This is a genomic window from Luteimonas sp. YGD11-2 (assembly GCF_004118975.1).
Taxonomy (GTDB): Bacteria; Pseudomonadota; Gammaproteobacteria; order Xanthomonadales; family Xanthomonadaceae; genus Luteimonas; species Luteimonas muca.
In genome coordinates this window covers 1,444,037-1,460,395 of record NZ_CP035376.1, presented here as the reverse complement: position 1 = coordinate 1,460,395, position 16,359 = coordinate 1,444,037, and the positions used below count along the sequence as shown (strand labels likewise).

The 16,359-nt window shown below is 71.0% G+C and carries 17 protein-coding genes and 1 pseudogene; 7 read left to right on the top strand and 11 right to left on the bottom strand.

Translation table 11 applies throughout. The features are described from left to right. The first annotated feature begins 19 nt into the window (after positions 1–19). Positions 20–892 carry a BON domain-containing protein gene (locus ERL55_RS15050; protein ID WP_206733383.1) on the top strand — a complete coding sequence of 291 codons (873 nt, stop codon included), beginning with the start codon at positions 20–22 and terminating at the stop codon, positions 890–892. A 65-nt stretch (positions 893–957) separates the two neighbouring features. On the opposite strand, the gene ERL55_RS06610 is transcribed toward ERL55_RS15050, so the two are convergent. The 4 genes from ERL55_RS06610 to ERL55_RS06595 form a co-directional block, all read right to left on the bottom strand. Then, positions 958–1,935, bottom strand: coding sequence for an HDOD domain-containing protein (locus ERL55_RS06610; protein WP_129135731.1), 978 nt, complete (start codon positions 1,933–1,935; stop codon positions 958–960). Positions 1,936–2,017: 82 nt separating this feature from the next. Continuing rightward, a complete protein-coding gene (locus tag ERL55_RS06605; RefSeq protein WP_129135730.1) occupies positions 2,018–2,950 on the bottom strand; it encodes a M14 family metallocarboxypeptidase in 933 nt (310 codons plus the stop codon). 89 nt (positions 2,951–3,039) lie between these two features. Beyond that, positions 3,040–5,199 carry an ATP-dependent DNA helicase DinG gene (gene dinG / locus ERL55_RS06600; RefSeq protein ID WP_129135729.1) on the bottom strand — a complete coding sequence of 720 codons (2,160 nt, stop codon included), beginning with the start codon at positions 5,197–5,199 and terminating at the stop codon, positions 3,040–3,042. 95 nt (positions 5,200–5,294) lie between these two features. Then, positions 5,295–5,690 (bottom strand): hypothetical protein, encoded by a 396-nt coding sequence (locus tag ERL55_RS06595; RefSeq protein ID WP_129135728.1) that lies wholly within the window; start codon positions 5,688–5,690, stop codon positions 5,295–5,297. Between the two features lie 174 nt (positions 5,691–5,864). Here ERL55_RS06595 and ERL55_RS06590 point away from each other — a divergent pair, with 174 nt between their 5' ends. Together ERL55_RS06590 and ERL55_RS06585 are read left to right on the top strand one after the other, a co-directional pair. Further along, positions 5,865–6,362: a lipocalin family protein gene (locus ERL55_RS06590; RefSeq protein ID WP_129135727.1), complete on the top strand. Its 498-nt coding sequence runs from the start codon at positions 5,865–5,867 to the stop codon at positions 6,360–6,362. Beyond that, positions 6,359–7,141 (top strand): oxygenase MpaB family protein, encoded by a 783-nt coding sequence (locus ERL55_RS06585; protein ID WP_129135726.1) that lies wholly within the window; start codon positions 6,359–6,361, stop codon positions 7,139–7,141. Before ERL55_RS06590 ends, ERL55_RS06585 begins: the two co-directional genes overlap by 4 nt. A 66-nt stretch (positions 7,142–7,207) precedes the next feature. Here the strand turns inward: ERL55_RS06585 and ERL55_RS06580 are convergent, their stop codons facing one another. After that, positions 7,208–7,936, bottom strand: a complete 729-nt coding sequence (locus ERL55_RS06580) for a hypothetical protein (protein ID WP_129135725.1) — start codon at positions 7,934–7,936, stop codon at positions 7,208–7,210. Positions 7,937–8,059: 123 nt separating this feature from the next. On the opposite strand from ERL55_RS06580, the gene ERL55_RS06575 reads away from it, so the two are divergent. After that, positions 8,060–9,370 carry a diguanylate cyclase gene (locus tag ERL55_RS06575; protein ID WP_129135724.1) on the top strand — a complete coding sequence of 437 codons (1,311 nt, stop codon included), beginning with the start codon at positions 8,060–8,062 and terminating at the stop codon, positions 9,368–9,370. 55 nt (positions 9,371–9,425) lie between these two features. Here the strand turns inward: ERL55_RS06575 and ERL55_RS06570 are convergent, their stop codons facing one another. Beyond that, positions 9,426–9,938 carry a ferritin-like domain-containing protein gene (locus ERL55_RS06570; RefSeq protein ID WP_129135723.1) on the bottom strand — a complete coding sequence of 171 codons (513 nt, stop codon included), beginning with the start codon at positions 9,936–9,938 and terminating at the stop codon, positions 9,426–9,428. A gap of 195 nt (positions 9,939–10,133) precedes the next feature. Here ERL55_RS06570 and ERL55_RS06565 point away from each other — a divergent pair, with 195 nt between their 5' ends. Next, positions 10,134–11,003, top strand: a complete 870-nt coding sequence (locus ERL55_RS06565) for an MBL fold metallo-hydrolase (protein WP_129137240.1) — start codon at positions 10,134–10,136, stop codon at positions 11,001–11,003. A gap of 15 nt (positions 11,004–11,018) precedes the next feature. Here the strand turns inward: ERL55_RS06565 and ERL55_RS06560 are convergent, their stop codons facing one another. The 3 genes and pseudogenes from ERL55_RS06560 to ERL55_RS15040 form a co-directional block, all read right to left on the bottom strand. Further along, entirely contained in the window at positions 11,019–11,774 is a 756-nt protein-coding gene (locus ERL55_RS06560) for a DUF72 domain-containing protein (RefSeq protein ID WP_129135722.1), read from the bottom strand. 143 nt (positions 11,775–11,917) lie between these two features. Further along, on the bottom strand, positions 11,918–12,289 hold the full coding sequence (locus ERL55_RS15045) for a DUF1428 domain-containing protein (RefSeq protein ID WP_241685881.1): 372 nt from the start codon (positions 12,287–12,289) through the stop codon (positions 11,918–11,920). Between the two features lie 27 nt (positions 12,290–12,316). Continuing rightward, positions 12,317–12,643, bottom strand: a pseudogene (locus ERL55_RS15040) (DUF1428 domain-containing protein); the annotation flags it as partial. 190 nt (positions 12,644–12,833) lie between these two features. Between ERL55_RS15040 and ERL55_RS06550 the strand changes: the two are divergent. Together ERL55_RS06550 and ERL55_RS06545 are read left to right on the top strand one after the other, a co-directional pair. Continuing rightward, positions 12,834–13,637: a DNA-formamidopyrimidine glycosylase family protein gene (locus tag ERL55_RS06550; RefSeq protein WP_129135720.1), complete on the top strand. Its 804-nt coding sequence runs from the start codon at positions 12,834–12,836 to the stop codon at positions 13,635–13,637. After that, a complete protein-coding gene (locus ERL55_RS06545) occupies positions 13,634–14,446 on the top strand; it encodes a CHAD domain-containing protein (RefSeq protein WP_164972131.1) in 813 nt (270 codons plus the stop codon). The genes ERL55_RS06550 and ERL55_RS06545 overlap by 4 nt, the downstream gene beginning before the upstream one ends. A gap of 33 nt (positions 14,447–14,479) precedes the next feature. Here ERL55_RS06545 and ERL55_RS06540 read toward each other — a convergent pair whose 3' ends face one another. Next, positions 14,480–15,463, bottom strand: a complete 984-nt coding sequence (locus tag ERL55_RS06540) for a serine hydrolase (protein WP_206733382.1) — start codon at positions 15,461–15,463, stop codon at positions 14,480–14,482. A gap of 262 nt (positions 15,464–15,725) precedes the next feature. Then, a complete protein-coding gene (locus ERL55_RS06535) occupies positions 15,726–16,343 on the bottom strand; it encodes a DUF938 domain-containing protein (protein ID WP_129135717.1) in 618 nt (205 codons plus the stop codon). Positions 16,344–16,359 lie beyond the last annotated feature (16 nt).

Below are 16,359 nucleotides of genomic sequence, written 5' to 3'. Positions count from 1 at the left end.
CGCCGACAGGAGACAGCCAATGAAGCGCGACCACGATCGACACGACCAGCGCCATCGCGGGCAGTGGCAGGAAAACGAGGACCGCCAGTTCAGCCGCCCTGACGACTGGGCCGCCCGCGGCCGTCCCGATGCCGGCGACCAGCAGCATCGTGCCCGCGACCACGAACGCCACTCGGGTGGTCGCCGCGGCGAGGACGGGCGCCCCGAAGGGCGCGACGATGGCGACTACACCCGGCAACTGTCGGAGCGCTATGGCCACGGCGAAGGCGGCTACAACCGCGAGGCCTATGCGCAGGGTGGATACGGCGGCAACGGACCCCGCCAGGGCGGCTTCGGTTACGGCATGTCCGGCCCCCCGGTCGAGGAGTCGCGCGAAGGGCGCTACCGCTCCCATCCGCGCCTCGAGCAGTACGACACCTCGTCGCTCGGGCGCGGCCGCGGCGACGACATCTCCACGATGTACCAGGGTGGCGAGGACGAGCCGCGACGCATCGGTGGGCACCGCAACGGCGGCGAGCCCTGGCGAGGCGGCAGCGACGATCCCACGCTGCGCGGGGGCTTCCGCGGCCGCGGCCCGAAGGGCTATACGCGCTCGGACGAGCGGATCATGGAAACCCTGTGCGAGCGCCTGGCCGACGACGACGATGTCGACGCCTCGGACATCTCCGTCGAGGTGCGCGACGGCGTCGCCACCCTCACCGGCACCGTGTCGCACCGCTGGATGAAGCACCGTGCCGAGGACCTGGCCGAAGCCTGCAGCGGCGTGAAGGATGTCGAGAACCGCATCCGCGTGGGCGGCCGCGCCGGCGATGACCAGCGCCACTCGATCGGCACACTGCCGGCCGACGCGTCGCCGTCCACCGGCGGCGGGGGCGGGCAGCGCGATTCCTGATACGTGCCGTCACGCGATGTGGAGCGCCGCCCACGGGCGGCGCTTTCGTGTGCGTAAACCGCGGGTTACGACGCCGCCAGCGCCAGCGGCGCCCCATTCCCTGGCGCGTCCGCTTCGCGCATCGCACCCAGCGCCCGCGCCCCGGCAGCGCATGCGGTGTCGACCACGCGCGCGAGTTCGCTGCCGGCGCCGGAGTCCTCCAGCGATTGCCAGGTGCGTGCCGGCAGGTCCCAGTTGCGGGCCACCAGCCGGCCGATGCGCGGCGCCCATGCCTGCAGGAGCTCCGCGACCGCCGGCAGCGGCAACGCCGCCAGGCCGCGGCGAGCATGTTCATCGCGCAGCGCCTGCACCACCACGATCGCGCCCAGCCCCTGCAGCAGCACCAGCAGCTGCGCGGCGAAGGCATCGACGCCCGGCCTGCGCGCATGGTCGCGCACCGCGAGGGTGGCGTACTGGGTGTGCTCCCAGACCAGGTCCGGCAGGCGACCGAATGCCCCGCCCTCGGCACGCATCACCGGCTGCATCAGCGCAAGCGCCACGAGCTGGCGCATGCCCTGCATGCCGATCAGCGTGACCGCACGTTCGAGGCTCTCCACCGGCGCCGGGTAGACGCGGTACAGCGCGCTGTTGGCGAGCTTCAGCAGATTGGCGCCGAGCGCCGGGTCGCGGCCCACGAGCGCGGCCAGCTGCGCCGCGGACGAGGCGTCGTCGTTGAGCGCGCCAAGCAGCTGCGGCAGCAGCTGCGGTCGTCGCGGCAGGCGTCCGGGTTCCGACGCGAAGCGCTCCAGCGAGCGCGCGGCCGCCGCGATGGCATCGTCGTGCGCTGGCGCCGCGCCCTCGGCCGTCACCGCACCGAGTGACAGCTCCAGCAGCGCGTGCGCCCAGTCCGCGGCGGGCTGCGCGACTTCCGTCGGCGATGGGGCATCACCCTCCGGGACACGCGCATCCGCGCCCGTGCGCAGCGGGCGACGGCGTCGCGACCACCACCATGCCAGCGCCGCCAGCGCGGCCCCCGTCAGCCCCGTTGCCACGATTGCATCCATCCGTTGCGCACCGCCTTCCGTTCCCCGGCGCGCATGGTACTCCAGCGCCTTCACGCGGCGCCTTCGCCGCGCGGCGCGCGACTCAGCGCGCGACCGGATGCGCCAGCGCGTAGTCGAGTGCGGCGCGGATGGCGGCGACCTGCGCGGCGTCGCACTGCGCGGGCGTGGCATCGGCGCTGTCCGGATAGACCTCGGTGGTGGTGACGTAGGGCGCACCGGTGATGCCGGCACACAGGCCCAGGCGCTGGACGGGATACTCGATCACCCCGGGCGCGACCACCGGCGAGCCGATGATCTCGCCGCGTTCGTCGGCCGGTGCGATATGGGTGACCCGCGCGACTGCCTCGATCACCGCCGCCTGGAAGCCGGGCTGCGGACGCTCGCTGTCGTCGACCAGGTAGAACCCGTCCGGAATACTGCCCGGCACCCACTCGGCGCCGTCGCGCGCGGCAAGTGCCGGGCGGAACTCCGATTCATCGGTGTCGGTGGTCTCGTGCAGGTCCACATGCACCAGCATCCGGTCGCGCAGTGGTGCCACCAGCGCCATCAGCGCGGCGGATTCCGCAGCCGGGCTGCCGGCACGGAAGGAGCGGTTCGGATCGACCGCATCGGCGTTCCAGCGATGGATGCGCTCGTAGGCCCACGGGCTGACGCACGGCACCACCAGCAGGTCGATGCGCCCGGCGTATTCGTGGCCGTGCGCACGCGCGAAGGCGAGCGCGCCGCGCACGCCGCTGGTCTCGTAGCCGTGCACGCCACCGGTCACCAGCGCCAGCGGTCGTTCCACGTCCCAGTCGCGGCTGCGCAGTGCCAGCAGCGGATAGCCGTCCGGCGGGTATTCCACCCTGCCGTATTCGACCACGTCCCAGTCGCCGCGCAGCCGCTCGATGGCCTGCACCACGTCGTCGGCATGGCTGCGCAGGCGGCGCTGGCGCGACAGCCATTGCGCGCGCTCCGCCGCGCCCCAGGCCACGCCGGGAGTGCCGATGGGATAGAACGCGGGAGTCGTGGACATGGCAGCACCGTGGCATGAGGGGGACCGGACTCTAGCATCGCGGTCCACGCGCGCCCGCCTCCCACGGGTGCTGACCAACGCGTGCCGCGCTAACCGATCACCCGTTCGAACGGCGGCAGCGCATCGAGGATGCGCTGGCCGTACTGGCGCGTGAGCAGGCGCGAGTCGAGGATGACCACGCGGCCGGTGTCCTCGCCGGTGCGGATCAGCCGCCCGGCGAACTGGGTCAGGGTGCGCAGCGCCTGCGGCACCGCGATCAGGTTGAACGGGTTGTGCCCGCGGCTTTCCAGCCATTCGCCGAGCGTCGCCGTCTGCGGATCGGTGGGCACGGCGAACGGCACCTGGGTGATCACCACCGTGGTGCAGGCCTCGCCCGGCAGGTCGAGTCCTTCGCCGAACGAGTTCAGCCCGAAGAGCACCGAACCCCTGCCCGCGGCCACGCGTTCCAGATGCTCGGCCACCAGCCGGCTCTTGTTGCCATGCGCCTGCACCAGCACCGACGCCCGCCGCGCGGCGGGCAGCAGTTCGGCCACCTTCTCCATCTTCCAGCGCGAGGTGAACAGCACCATGCTGCCGCGGCCCCAGTCGAGCTCGCGATCGAGCCAGCGCGCGACTTCGCGCGGGTGGCCTTCGCGGTCGTCGGGCGGCACGGGGAACCGCGGAACCACCAGTTGCGCCTGGCGCTGCAGGTCGAACGGCGAGTCCAGCGACACCATCTCGGCGTGGGACGGGATGCCGTTCTCGGCGGCGAACGCACGGAAGTCATGACCCGCCGCCAGCGTGGCGCTGGTCATCACCACCGCGTCCACCTCGCGCCACACCAGCGAGCGCAGCACCTGCGCCGCCGATACCGGCGATGCGTGGCAGTGCAGTTCACCGTCGCGGTCCATCGCGATCCAGCGCGCCATCGGTGGTTGGCCTTCGTGGTCCTCGCGACGCCAGCCGGCCCACAATGCGTCCTGCTGGGCCATCGCTTCGACCACCGGGCCCAGCGTGCGCAGCAGGCGTTCGCGCAGCGGCTCGTCGGGTTTCCCCTTCGAGGCGGCCTGCTGGGCGGCATGCACCCAGTTGTAGAGCTCGCGGGTGTCGTCGGCGAGCGCCTCGATCGTCGGCATCCACGCATCCGGAAGCCGCCCCATCGGCGCGCGCCAGACCGCCTCACGCTCCGACGGGTCCGGCGTCCACGCCTGTTCGAGTTCGCCACGGAAGGTCTTGAGCGCATTGGCCAGGCGTGCGGCCAGCTCCACCACGTCGCCCGGCAGCATGCGGCCGATGGTGTCCTTGTCCAGGGTGCGGTAGGCGCTGGCAACCAGTCCCTCCATGCGCCGGACCTGGCGCGCGGCCTCGCCCAGGCCGATGCGGGCGGCGCCCTGGTCGATGGCCACCCCCGGCAGATGGTGCGCCTCGTCGAGCACCAGCAGCATCTCGCCGGGCGGCGCCAGCAACGGCTGGCCGTTTTCGAGCTCGCCCATGGTCAGCGACGACAGCAGCAGCGCATGGTTGGTGACCACGATCTGCGCCTCGCGCACGGTCTGGCGTGCGCGCAGCACCGGGCACTGCGCGGCATGGCTGCAACGGCGGCCGGCGCAGCCGGATGCGGGCGTGGTGATGTGGCCGCGCAACGCAGGCGACACCGGCGTCGGCGCATCGTCGAGGTCGCCGTCCCACGAACGGTCGGACAGCGCCTCGAGCAGGCGGCCGGCGGCCTCGATCTCCAGCACCGTCGGCGGGCGGTCGTAGAGGCGTTCGCCCTCCTCCGCCGGCATGTCGCCGAACATCGACGCCTGCCCCGGCCCGGCATGCAGCTCCAGCGCATTGCGCGGGCACAGGTAGCGGGTGCGGCCCTTGGCCAGCGCCACCCGCGCATCGAGCCCGGTGGCCTTGAGGAACGCCGGGATATCGCGATCGACCAGCTGAGACTGCAGTGCCACGGTACCGGTACTGATCACCAGCTTGCGCTGGCTGGCCAATGCGATCGGCACCCCGGCGCTGAGGTAGCCGAGGCTCTTGCCGACGCCGGTGGGCGCCTGGATCGCCGCCACGCCGCCACTGGTGGCCAGCGCGCGCGAGGCGACGCCGATCATCTGCCGCTGGGCGCGGCGCGGGCTGAACCCTGGCGTGTTCTCCTGCAGCCGCTGGTAGGCCTCGCGCACCGCGTCCTTCATGCCCTCGGTGAGCGTGCGGGCGGGCGCGTCGCTGGGCGTGGGCGTTGCGTCGGTGGGAGAAGCGGCGGCGGCGGATTCCATCATCCGCCTATTGTCGGCCATCGACGACGGCACCGACCCCGCGATCGCAGCGGACGAGGAGCGGGGCTGAAGGCGTTCAGGCTCCGCGTGTTGGCGGGTTACGGGCGGGCGTCATCCCCGTCGCTGGCACCCTGCCGCTGGTCGCGCGCGGCATCCGACCGCGTCAACGGGTCGAAGATCCGCGCGCCATCCAGCTCGATCCACTCCACGTCGCCCTGCAGGCCGAAATGGCAGCGCGCGGTGGCTTCGCGCAGTGCACCGCCCTCGGCGCCTGCGACCTGCAGGCCGCTGCCCGCATCCCACGACACCAGGAAGCCGTTGTCGCCTTCGGCGGCCCGGGCCTGCGGCTCCGGAATCACCGCCGAGCCGGAATCGGCCAGCAGCTGCCCCAGCATTCGCTCGCAGGCCACCACCGCATCGCGCTCGGCCCAGCGCTCGGCCGAGCAGCCGGTCAGGATCACGCCCGCGGCCAGCGCATGGATCCAGATCTTCATCGCACATCCTCTTCAATCCTGGGCCTGCGCCCGATGCGGCGAAGGTAACGCGGGGACATGCGCGGACCGTTGCCGTGGCCCTCACATCGCACGCCTGAATGGTGGCCCGCGGCGTATGCGACGGGTTCACCGGTGCCTGCCTACACAGGGAGTCCCCGAACGAGGACATCTTCGATGAGCCATCACGACGAACCCGCGACCGTGCCCTCGGTCGACCTGCAGCGCTATCTCGGCACCTGGTACGAGATCGCCCGGCTGCCGATGCGCCATGAGCCCGAGGATTACCGCGACATCACCGCCACCTACAGCCTGCAGGACGACGGCAAGGTGCGCGTGGCCAACCGCGCGATCGATGGCAACGGCGAGCCGCAGGAAGCGATCGGCGAGGCGACGCCCGTCGACGACAGCAACAGCAGGCTCAAGGTGAGCTTCCTGCCCGACGGGCTGCGCTGGATCCCCTTCACCAAAGGCGACTACTGGATCCTGCGGCTGGATCCAGACTACTGCATCAGCCTGGTCGGCAGCCCGGACCGCAGGTACCTGTGGCTGCTGGCGCGTGAGCCCACGATCGATGCCGTCACCCGCGAGGACTACCTCGCAACCGCGCGCGAACGCGGCTTCGACCTCACCGACCTGATCGACACGCCGCAGGGCACCGCCGCGGCCCGATGACAGGCTCGCCGACCGTCAGCCCGGGCCTGGCTGACATCAACCGCGAGGCCTATCTCTATTTCGGTGCCGGCGCCGCGGTGGCCTGGCAGATGGCCGACCCCGGCGTGGGCCGCGGCGTGGCGCGTCACAGCACCACCCTGGAGCGGCCGCTGGACCGGCTGCGGGCGACGATGACCTATATCTACGCGGTGAGCCTCGGCGACGACGAGGACCGGCGTGCGGTGCGGCGCATGGTCGACCGCGCGCACGCACCGGTGCGCGGCCCCGGCTACAACGCCTTCGACCGCGACCTGCAGCTGTGGGTGGCCGCCACGCTCTATCGCGGGGCGCTGGACATGTACCAGCTGTTCGTCGGCCCGCTCAGCGGGCCAGCCCGCGAGCACCTGTACCGGCAGGCGCACGCATTCGGGCGCACGCTGCAGGTGACCGACGACCAGTGGCCGGCGGATGCCGATGCGTTCGAGCACTGGTGGAACGCACGTCTCGGCACGCTGCGGGTGGAGCCGGAGGTGCGCGACTACATGCAGGCGGTGCTGCGCGGCGGGCGCACGCCCTGGTACCTGCGCACGGCCCTGCCATTGCAGCGCTTCGCCACCCGCGGGCTGCTGCCGCCCGCGTTGCGCGAGGCCTACGGGCTGCCATGGTCCGCGCGCGACGAACGGCGCTGGCAGCAGTTCCGCCGCATCGCGCCCAGGCTCTACTGGATGACCCCGGCCTGGCTGCGCCACCTGCCAGCGAGGCGGGTGCTGGCGGACTTCCGCCGCCGGCAGGGGCGCTGACGCAACCGCGTCACGCCCTGCCCCCACAGCGCCGCGGCGCCTTCGGCGACACCCCGCATGGCGCGGTTACCCGCCGCCCGCTTCGCTCCCATCCGCACCCAGCGTGCGCTGCACGTTGCCGTCCGCATCCAGGAAGTCGATGCGCGCAGCACCGTCCTCCTCGACACGGAACTGCAGGCGCGTCTTTCCGCTGCCATCGCGCAGCTGCAGGGCGGCGATGCCGTCACGTGTGCGCCCGACGAACAGGCGCGGCACCAGCGGTTGCGCATTGTCGGCAAATGCCTGCTGCGCTGCTGCGCGCTCCGCCTCCGGCAGCGCGCGGATGCGCTCCATGGCCTGCAAGAGTTCCTCGATCGGGGTATCACCGACGTCGTTGACGGTCAGTCCGGATTCGTAGCCGCCGCGGACCTGCTGCATGCTCAGTCCCAGCGCCTGGTCGCGATGGTAGGGATCGAAACTCAGGTGCCCGCTGGTCACCGGCCGGCCGTCCTCGCCCACCTTGCCGCGGAACACCAGCCCACCGGTCTCGGTGCCCTCGTCGTTGTAGAAGATCATCCCGGCCACGCCGCGCTCGAACGGGTACTCGCGCCCCTTGACGATGCCGCCGGGAAAGCGATCGCGGCCGGCCACGACCATCCGCAGGGTCCCGTCCGGCTCGCGCAGGTTAATCCGCTGCACGTCGATCTCGTCGAACGTTGCGGTGCGGGTGTCGCGCGCGCCGGTCAACAGGACGACCGCCAGTGCCACCGTCAGCACGCCGGAATAGACCACCAGAAACCGCTCCGAATGCCGCATGCCACGTCCTCGATGTGATCAGGGCGCACAGGATACGCCCGGCATACGCCGCGGGCAGGCTCAAGTCGGCGGCCACCGGGCCGATAAGGGCTGCGACCCTCGCAACGATCCGGATGCCTCGGCATGCACGTCCTTCCACTGCGTTCGCCGTCGGCCGCGCTGCCGCAACGCATCCTGCTGGTGGAGAACTCGCGCAGCTATACGCAGATGGTGGCCGGGGCCATCGAGCAGAAGCTCGAGCTTCCGGTCACGGTGGCGGCCAACCTGGCAGAGGCGCGCGATGCGTTGCGGGCGCATGACGACTGGTTCCTCGCGCTCACCGGGCTGGTGCTGGCCGACGGCAACCGCGACGCGGTGGTGGACTTCTTCCTCGACCGCGGCCTGCCCACCGTGGTGGTCAGCGGCGTCTACGACGAGGACCTGCGCCGCCGGGTGCTGCGCCGGCAGATCATCGATTTCGTGCTGAAGAACGCACCGGGAAGCCTCGACTACCTGCTGTGGCTGGTGCAGCGGCTGGACCGCAACCGCCGGGTGTCGGCGCTGGTGGTGGACGATTCCTCATCCGCGCGCGGTTATGCCGCTGCCCTGCTGGAACTCTACGGCTACACCGTGGTGCAGGCCGCCGATGGCGATGCCGCGCTCGCCGCCCTGGAGGCGGATTCCACGATCAGGCTCGCGGTGGTCGACCAGGAGATGCCGGGCATGCAGGGCATCGAGCTGGCGCGTCGCATGCGCAGCGTGCGCAGCCGTGACCGGCTTGCCGTCATCGGCGTCTCCGGCACCGAGGACCCGGGGCTGGTGGCGCATTTCCTCAAGAACGGCGCCAACGACTTCCTGCGCAAGCCGTTCTCGCGCGAGGAGTTCTTCTGCCGGGTGTCGCAGAACATCGACCAGCTGGAACTGATCGGCAGCCTGCAGGACCTCGCCACCCGCGACTTCCTCACCGGGCTGGCCAACCGCCGCCACTTCCTCGAACAGGGCGAGCACGCATTGGCGCGGCTGCAGGCCGGGCGCGAAACCGCGACCGTGGCGATGCTCGACATCGACCACTTCAAGCACATCAACGACACCTGGGGACACGAGGCCGGCGACCACGCATTGCGTGCGATCGCCGCCGCGGTGGCCGGCCATGCGCGACCGCAGGATCTCGTCGCGCGCTTCGGCGGCGAGGAATTCTGCATGCTGGTTCCCGGGCTGCCGCAGGACGGGGCCTATGGCTACTTCGAGGCCCTGCGGCAGCGCATCGCGGGGCTGCGGATCCCGGTGGGGGCGGAGGAGCTGCGCGTGACCGTCAGCATCGGCATGACGATGGTGTCGGCGGACAGCAGCCTGAGCCGCCTGATCGCGGAGGCCGACCGCTGCCTGTATCTCGCCAAGGCCGCGGGCCGCGACCGGACCCAGCCAAACTGGGCACCGGCCGCGTCCGTGGCCTGAGCCGCGCGCGGATTGTTGCGGGCGCACGCACCGGGGCATGGCGCCCCGGCGTCGATCACTTCTTCGCGGTTTCGCCCGGCATTTCCGAGCGGGCAAGGAACTCGCGGGTGGTTTCCGGCAGGTGCTCGAGCAGCCACTTCGACATCGCGATCTCCTGCTCGAGGATCTGCTCGCAGGCGCGCTGCGTCTGGGTGTCGCCGATCGCGCCCGCGGCGGCGATCAGGGTGGTGTACGAGGCGATCTCCATGTTCTCGAACACGTAGCTGGCCATCGAACCCTTGACGATCTCGTCGGACGCGGTCATCCCGCCGATCGCCTGGCCCATTGCCGCGATCTTGCCCATCGTGTCCTTGACCGCCGAGGTCGACCCGCCGAGGCGCTCGATGCATTCCTCGAGCAGACGCTGCTGGCCGAGGGTTTCCTGCAGGTGCTCCTCGATGCGCATCTTCAGCTTCGGGTAGTTCTCGATCCGCCCGGCCTGCGCCTTGAGCATGCTCTCGGCCTGCAGCTCCATCGCGTGCGCATCGCGCAGCCAGTCGAGCAGGTGTTCACGCGCTTCGGTCGTCATCGGTGCATCTCCTGGAAAGGGGGGGGGACGGCACTTTCCCGCCGCAGGCGTGAACGGTCCGAGATGGCGCATGCCACGCGTTCCCCGGCCCGCGACGACGGCCGTCCAGCGCGGTGCGCGGGGCGCCGGATTCACCGCGAGCCCACCGCGGCCATCGCACCCTCGCGCTTTGCCCGTGGAGCCGAACCGATGTCCATGCGCGTGCATCACCTCAACTGCATCTCGACCTGTCCGCTGGGGGGCCGGCTGATGGACGGCCGCTCGCGGTCGCTGCTCGAGCGTGGCCACCTCGCCTGCCATTGCCTGTTGATCGAAACGCCCGACTCGCTGGTGCTCGTCGACACCGGCCTGGGGTTGCGCGACGTGGCCGACCCGCAGTCACGCCTGAGCCGGTTCTTCCTCACCCTGCTGCGGCCCGAATTCCGCGAACAGATGACCGCGGTGCGCCAGGTCGAGCGCCTGGGCTTCGACCCGGCCGACGTCCGCCACATCCTGCTCAGCCACCTGGATTTCGACCACGCCGGCGGACTCGATGACTTCCCGAATGCCACCGTGCACATGCTGGCCAGCGAACGCGAACATGCAGTGCGGCAGCGCAGCTGGCTCGATCGCCAGCGCTTCCGGCCCCAGCAGTGGTCGACGCAGCCGAGCTGGCGCACCTATGGCACCGAAGGCGGCAGCAGATGGAACGGCTTCGAGGGGGTGCGGACCCCCGACGGGCTGCCACCGGAGATCCTCATGGTCCCGCTGCCCGGGCACACCCACGGGCATGCGGGCATCGCGGTGTATTCCGGTGGCCGCTGGAAGTTCCTCGCCGCCGATGCCTACTTCCATGCCGGGGAGATGGCCTCCACCCCCGTCTGCCCGCCCGGACTGCGCTTCTACCAGTGGATGATGGAGCTCGACCGCGACGCACGGCTGCACAACCAGGACCGCCTGCGGGCGCTGGCGCGCGGGAGCCGTGACGTCGACATCTTCTGCTCGCACGACATCGCCGAGTTCGAGCAGCTCAGCGGCCGCTCCGCGGGCATTCCGGCGGAGGGCTTCGCAACGCCACGGCTCTGAGGCCCGGCACCGCCTTCATTTCCCTGCAAGCATTGCCTGCAGGCGTGCCGCGTCGCCCATCGCATGCCCGCCCGCGGTGTTGTCGAGGATGCACCAGCCGGCCGGAGCGCCACGCGTGCCCGCACGCATCGCCGCAGCCAGCGCGCCCAGCGCGGCATCGTCGTAGGGGCTGTAGTAGATGCGCGGCGAGCCGTGCCAGCGCCAGTAGCGCCAGTCCCGCTGCGAGCCTCCGGCCTGTGCGGCGGATGGCAACCGCGCCGGATCGGCGGCCACACGTGCCACCCCGTGGCGCTGCCACAGTACGTCCACCGCCGGTTCGAACCAGCTGGCATGGCGGGGTTCGCAGGCCACCGGCACGTCGGTGCGACGCCGCAGCATGGTGAAGAAGGTACCGGCGGTGCGCGCGTCGAAGACCAGGCCCGGCGGCAGCTGCACCAGCAGGCCGCCGAGCTTCGGGCCCAGCCCGGCGATCGAGTCGAGGAAGGCGCTGAGCGCATCCCCCACCCCATGCAGGCGCGCGTGGTGGGTGATCGCCTGTGGCACCTTGACCGAGAAGCGGAACTCCTTCGGCACGCTGGCGGCCCAGCGTTCGAAGGTGCGCGGCTGGTGCGGGCGATAGAACGTGGAGTTGATCTCGACGATGGAAAAACGCGTGGCATAACGCGCCAGGTGGCTGTCGCCCGGGCCGAACAGGTGCATGTGCTGCGACGGGATCGACCACCCCGCGCAGCCCACCAGTAACCGACCGCCGCGACGTTCCGCCGCCGTCATGCCATGCACGCGCGCAGCAGCAGGTTCAGCACCACGGTCAGCACCACCGAGGCGATGATGCTGACCAGACAGCCGGAGGTGCGGATACGTGCAGGCATGGGACGGTCATTCCAGGACGGGCCCCCTGCATACCTCGGCGCGCGTCAACGCACTGGCGACGCGGAATCGAACAGCGGTACGAAGCCGCCCCAGAACATGCGTTTGCCGTCGAACGGCATCTCCCACTGCGCCGTGTCGCCGGCGTCCTGTTCCATCGCCCGGGCGGCCGCATCACAGGTGGCGCGATCGGGCCAGTTGATCCAGGAGAACACGATGACCTCGTCGTCGCGTGCCTGTGTCGCGCGATGGAAGTCGGTGCGTTTGCCGTGCGGCACGTCCTCGCCCCAGGCCTCCACCACGCCCAGTGCACCGCACTTGCGGAACATCTCCCAGCCCTTGCCGGCCATGTCGACATACGCGTCCCGGTTGGCCGCCGGCACCGCCAGTGCGAACCCCTGGTAGTACCCGCCGCCCACCGCGTCGCCCTGCTCGTAGACCGTGGCGAACCCGCCCCAGATCATGCGGCTGCCGTCGAACGGCATCTGCATGTCGCGCATCGCCGGGTCGACGCTCATCGCCTGCCATGCGGCGTCGGCGCTGGCACGGTCGGGCCAGGTGATCCAGCCGAAGGTGACCGTCTCGTCGTCCTGGGCGTCCACCGCGCGATGGAAGTCGGTGAGCGTGCCGTGCGGCACGTCCTCGCCCCAGGTCTCGACCATCCGTGTCGCGCCGTGGCGCTGGAACAGCGACCAGCACTCGCGCGCGTGGTCGAGGTACTGCTGGCGGTTCGCGGTGGGTACGGCCGCGATCGACCCCGTGTGGTAGCTCATCGTGGTGCTCTCCTGTGTGGGGCCTCCCGCTGGCGGGAGCCTGGGCGTGCCGGGGCACGGCGCAGCCGGGCCAACGTGGATCGGTGATGGTGGCGGCCACCGCCGGCCCACGGTGCGGATCCTGCCGGCGGATGCCACGGCGTCGGCACCGTTGACGCCTGCCTCATCGGGCATGGCGATACTGCCGCGCATGCCTGAAGGTCCATCGCTGGTCATCCTCCGCGAAGCCGCGGCCCGTTTCGCCGGGCGCAAGGTGCTGCGGGTCTCGGGCAACAGCACCCAGGACATCGAGCGCATGCGCGGTCGCAAGGTGCTGGCGGTGCGCACCTGGGGCAAGCACTTCCTGCTGCAGTTCGACGGCTTCGGCCTGCGCATCCACTTGCTGCTGTTCGGCAGCTACCGGATCAACGAGGAGAAGGCCACCGCGCCCTTGCTGTCGCTGGGCTTCAGCAAGGGCGAGGTGCTGAACTTCTACGCCTGCTCGGTGCGCTTCATCGAGGGCGAGCTCGACGACACCTATGACTGGACCGCCGACGTGATGAACGACGACTGGGATGCTGCGGCCGCGCGGCGCAAACTGCGGCTGCAGCCGGAGAGCCTCGCCGCCGACGCGCTGCTCGACCAGGACGTGTTCGCCGGGGTCGGCAACATCATCAAGAACGAGGTGCTGCACCGCATCCGCGTGCATCCGGAGAGCCGCGTCGGCGCACTGCCACCGCGCAAGCTGTCGGAACTGGTCGCGCAGGCACGCGAGTACAGCTTCGACTTCTACAACTGGAAAAAGGCCTTCGTGCTGAAGAAGCACTGGCAGGTGCATGCGAAGACCAGCTGTCCGCGCGACGGCACGCCGCTCAGCTACCGCAAGCACCTCGGCCAGGCGCAGCGGCGCGCATTCTGGTGCGACACCTGCCAGCGCCTGTACGGCGAAGCCGTCGCAACCGACGCCGCGCTGCCACCCCCACCTTCCAACCGCCGGGTGCGAAAACAGCCGTGAACGACCCTGCGCCCCTCGCCCCCACCGGCACCGCCGCGCGCGCCCTCGCGCGTGCCCGCGAGGAAGCCGACGCCGTGCTTGCGGGACTGGTGCCCACCGCGGATGTGCACGGCTCGATCCACGAGGCGCGCAAGGCGATCCGCCGGCTGCGCGCACTGCTGCAGCTGGTGGACCAGCGGCTGGACGTGGGCATCGCCGACCGCATCCTGCAACGCACCGGGGACAGCCTGTCCGCGCTGCGCGATGCCCACGCCACCATCGGCACTGCCGAGCGCTTCGCGCGCCGCGATCACGAGCGCTGGCAGCCGGTCGTGGTGACGCTGGCGCAGCGCCGCGACGCATTGCTTGCCACGGCACTGGTGCAGGACCCGGGTTTCGAACGGCGACGCAGCTGGGTACGGCGCGCGCTGGCGCGGATCGAGGCGGCGCCCTGGCACAGGCTCAAGGCCGCCGACCTGCGCCGTGCACTGGAACGTGGCCGGCGCCGCGCCGACAAGGCACGCAAGCGCGCGCGCCGCGACGCCGATGCCGATGCGCTGCACCGCTGGCGCCGCCGTGTGCGCAAGTTGCGCATGCAGGTGGAAGCGGTGGCCACGATCAAACCGGCACTGGTCGCCAGCCTGGGTGGCGAGCGGCACGCGGACCAGGCCGAGCGGCTGCACGCGCTGAGCGACCGGCTCGGCCGCCGCCAGGACCTCGACGTATTGCGGACGCTGCTGGAGGGCATGCCCGGCCTGGATGATCGCGACACGCTGCTCGACCAGGTCCGCGAGGCCGAGGACAGGCTGGGCCGCTCACTGGGCGGCTGACCGGTAGGCACCGCACACCGTGCCGCTGCCTCCCTACTCCGCCAATGGCCCGTCGCGCACGGTGGTGAGGATCCTGCCCATCAGTTGGTGCAGCGCATCGCGGTGGCCGCTGCGCGCGGACGCTTCGCTGTCGTCGGACGTCATTGCCACCGTGAGCCGCAGCGACGGCACGATGTAGAGCATCTGCCCGCCGTAGCCCCAGGCGTAGCGCACCGGTTCGCCGGCGATATCGCGCAGGAACCAGCCGTAGCCGTAGGCATCACCGGTGAAGCGCGATGCGGTGCGCGGCTGCCACGAGGCCTCGATCCACTCCGGCGGGACCAGTTGCTGCCCGTCCCTGCTGCGGCCGCCATTGCGGTACAGCTCGCCGAAGGCCAGCAGCGAGCGGGTGCTCATCGCCATGTTGTTGCCGCCGAGATGGATGCCCTGCGGGTCACGGTCCCACGCGGTGATCGCGAAGCCCTGCTGTGGGCCCAGCCACTCGCGCGCGAGATCCAGCGTGCTGCGGCCGGTCGCGCCGGCAAGGATCGCCGACAGCAGGTGCGTGGAGCCGGTGGAATACAGCATCGCGCCGCCCGGCTCGTCCACGAACGGCTGCGCCAGCGCCGAACGCACCCAGTTGCGGCTCGATACCCAGCGCCCGTAGTTCGCGCCGGAGGTGCGGCCCAGCCCCGCCTGCATCGACAGCAGGTGCCCGATGGTCACCTGCGCCAGCCGCGGGTCGGGATCCGCCGGCAGGTCGTCGCGCAGCAGGGGCGCGATCGGCTGGTGGGTGCCTTCGAGCACGCCCCTGTCGATGGCGACGCCGACCAGTGCCGACATCACCGACTTCGATGCGGATTTGATATTGGTCGGCGTGGCCGGGGTGGAGCCGCGATAACCGCGCTCGGCAATCACGTCGCCCTCGTGCGCGATGGCCACCGCCTTCAGCGGTTCGATCGCGGCGGCTTCGTCCAGCAGGACATCGAGCGCGGCCCGCACCGCCGCCGGATCCGCTGCGGGCGGGACGGCTGGCATCGCCGCCTGCACAGGCACCTGCGTCCCACCCGCAGGCGACGGCGGATCGGCTCCGTTGCACGCAGCGGATGCACCCGCGGCACACAGCACCGCCACCTGTACGAGCCGCCTCACCAGCGCCGGAACGTGCGACCGCAACCACCCCCTACCGGCCCTGCCTCGCTTCACTGGAACCATGCCGCGTATCCGCCACCCGTTGCCCGCAGGCGGGCCAGCCTAGCGAAACCTGCTGCGTCGGGGCCGTGATCGCGAGCCGCGCCGGTCACACGTGGGCACGTTGCCAGACCAGGCAGCGGTTGTTGGCCGGCATCGCCAGGTCGGCCAACAACTGCAGGCCTTCACGCGCGGCGAGCGCGTCGCAATCCTCGAAATCGCGGATGCCGGAGCGCGGGTCGCGCGCCTTCAACCATGCGTCGAACTCGCGATTGCTGTCGCTGGTCCAGCGTCCGTCGTAGTTGAATGGACCGTAGGCCACCAGTACCCCGCCCGGCCTGTCGGCAAGCACCCGGCCCACGCCGCGGAAGAACGCGTCCACCGCGTCGATGCCCATGATGTGCAGCGAATTGGCAGTGAACACCGCATCCGCCGCCACGGCTGGCCACGACGGCTGCAGCACGTCCAGCGCCAGCGGTGGCGGCGTGTTGGGCAGGCCGGCATGATCGAGCCAGGCGCGGATCCCCGGCAGGTTGTCGGCGACGTCCGATGCCTGCCAGACCAGCCATGGCATCGCGGCCGCGAAATGCACTGCGTGCTGGCCGGTGCCGCTGCCGATCTCCAGCACGTGCCTGCGACCGGCAAAGTGTTCGCGCAACACGCCGAGGATCGGCTCGCGATTGCGCTCGCAGGCGGGTGGGTGGGGTCTGGGGCTTGATTCGTGCATGCGGCCATCGTGCTAC

What these genes read in the sequence shown, in the direction of transcription:
- ERL55_RS15050 (WP_206733383.1), top strand. Translation starts at nt 20, where the DNA reads ATGAAGCGCGACCACGATCGACACGACCAGCGCCATCGCGGGCAGTGG.
- ERL55_RS06610 (WP_129135731.1), bottom strand. Translation starts at nt 1,935, where the DNA reads ATGGATGCAATCGTGGCAACGGGGCTGACGGGGGCCGCGCTGGCGGCG.
- ERL55_RS06605 (WP_129135730.1), bottom strand. Translation starts at nt 2,950, where the DNA reads ATGTCCACGACTCCCGCGTTCTATCCCATCGGCACTCCCGGCGTGGCC.
- dinG (WP_129135729.1), bottom strand. Translation starts at nt 5,199, where the DNA reads ATGATGGAATCCGCCGCCGCCGCTTCTCCCACCGACGCAACGCCCACG.
- ERL55_RS06595 (WP_129135728.1), bottom strand. Translation starts at nt 5,690, where the DNA reads ATGAAGATCTGGATCCATGCGCTGGCCGCGGGCGTGATCCTGACCGGC.
- ERL55_RS06590 (WP_129135727.1), top strand. Translation starts at nt 5,865, where the DNA reads ATGAGCCATCACGACGAACCCGCGACCGTGCCCTCGGTCGACCTGCAG.
- ERL55_RS06585 (WP_129135726.1), top strand. Translation starts at nt 6,359, where the DNA reads ATGACAGGCTCGCCGACCGTCAGCCCGGGCCTGGCTGACATCAACCGC.
- ERL55_RS06580 (WP_129135725.1), bottom strand. Translation starts at nt 7,936, where the DNA reads ATGCGGCATTCGGAGCGGTTTCTGGTGGTCTATTCCGGCGTGCTGACG.
- ERL55_RS06575 (WP_129135724.1), top strand. Translation starts at nt 8,060, where the DNA reads ATGCACGTCCTTCCACTGCGTTCGCCGTCGGCCGCGCTGCCGCAACGC.
- ERL55_RS06570 (WP_129135723.1), bottom strand. Translation starts at nt 9,938, where the DNA reads ATGACGACCGAAGCGCGTGAACACCTGCTCGACTGGCTGCGCGATGCG.
- ERL55_RS06565 (WP_129137240.1), top strand. Translation starts at nt 10,134, where the DNA reads ATGCGCGTGCATCACCTCAACTGCATCTCGACCTGTCCGCTGGGGGGC.
- ERL55_RS06560 (WP_129135722.1), bottom strand. Translation starts at nt 11,774, where the DNA reads ATGACGGCGGCGGAACGTCGCGGCGGTCGGTTACTGGTGGGCTGCGCG.
- ERL55_RS06550 (WP_129135720.1), top strand. Translation starts at nt 12,834, where the DNA reads ATGCCTGAAGGTCCATCGCTGGTCATCCTCCGCGAAGCCGCGGCCCGT.
- ERL55_RS06540 (WP_206733382.1), bottom strand. Translation starts at nt 15,463, where the DNA reads ATGCCAGCCGTCCCGCCCGCAGCGGATCCGGCGGCGGTGCGGGCCGCG.
- ERL55_RS06535 (WP_129135717.1), bottom strand. Translation starts at nt 16,343, where the DNA reads ATGCACGAATCAAGCCCCAGACCCCACCCACCCGCCTGCGAGCGCAAT.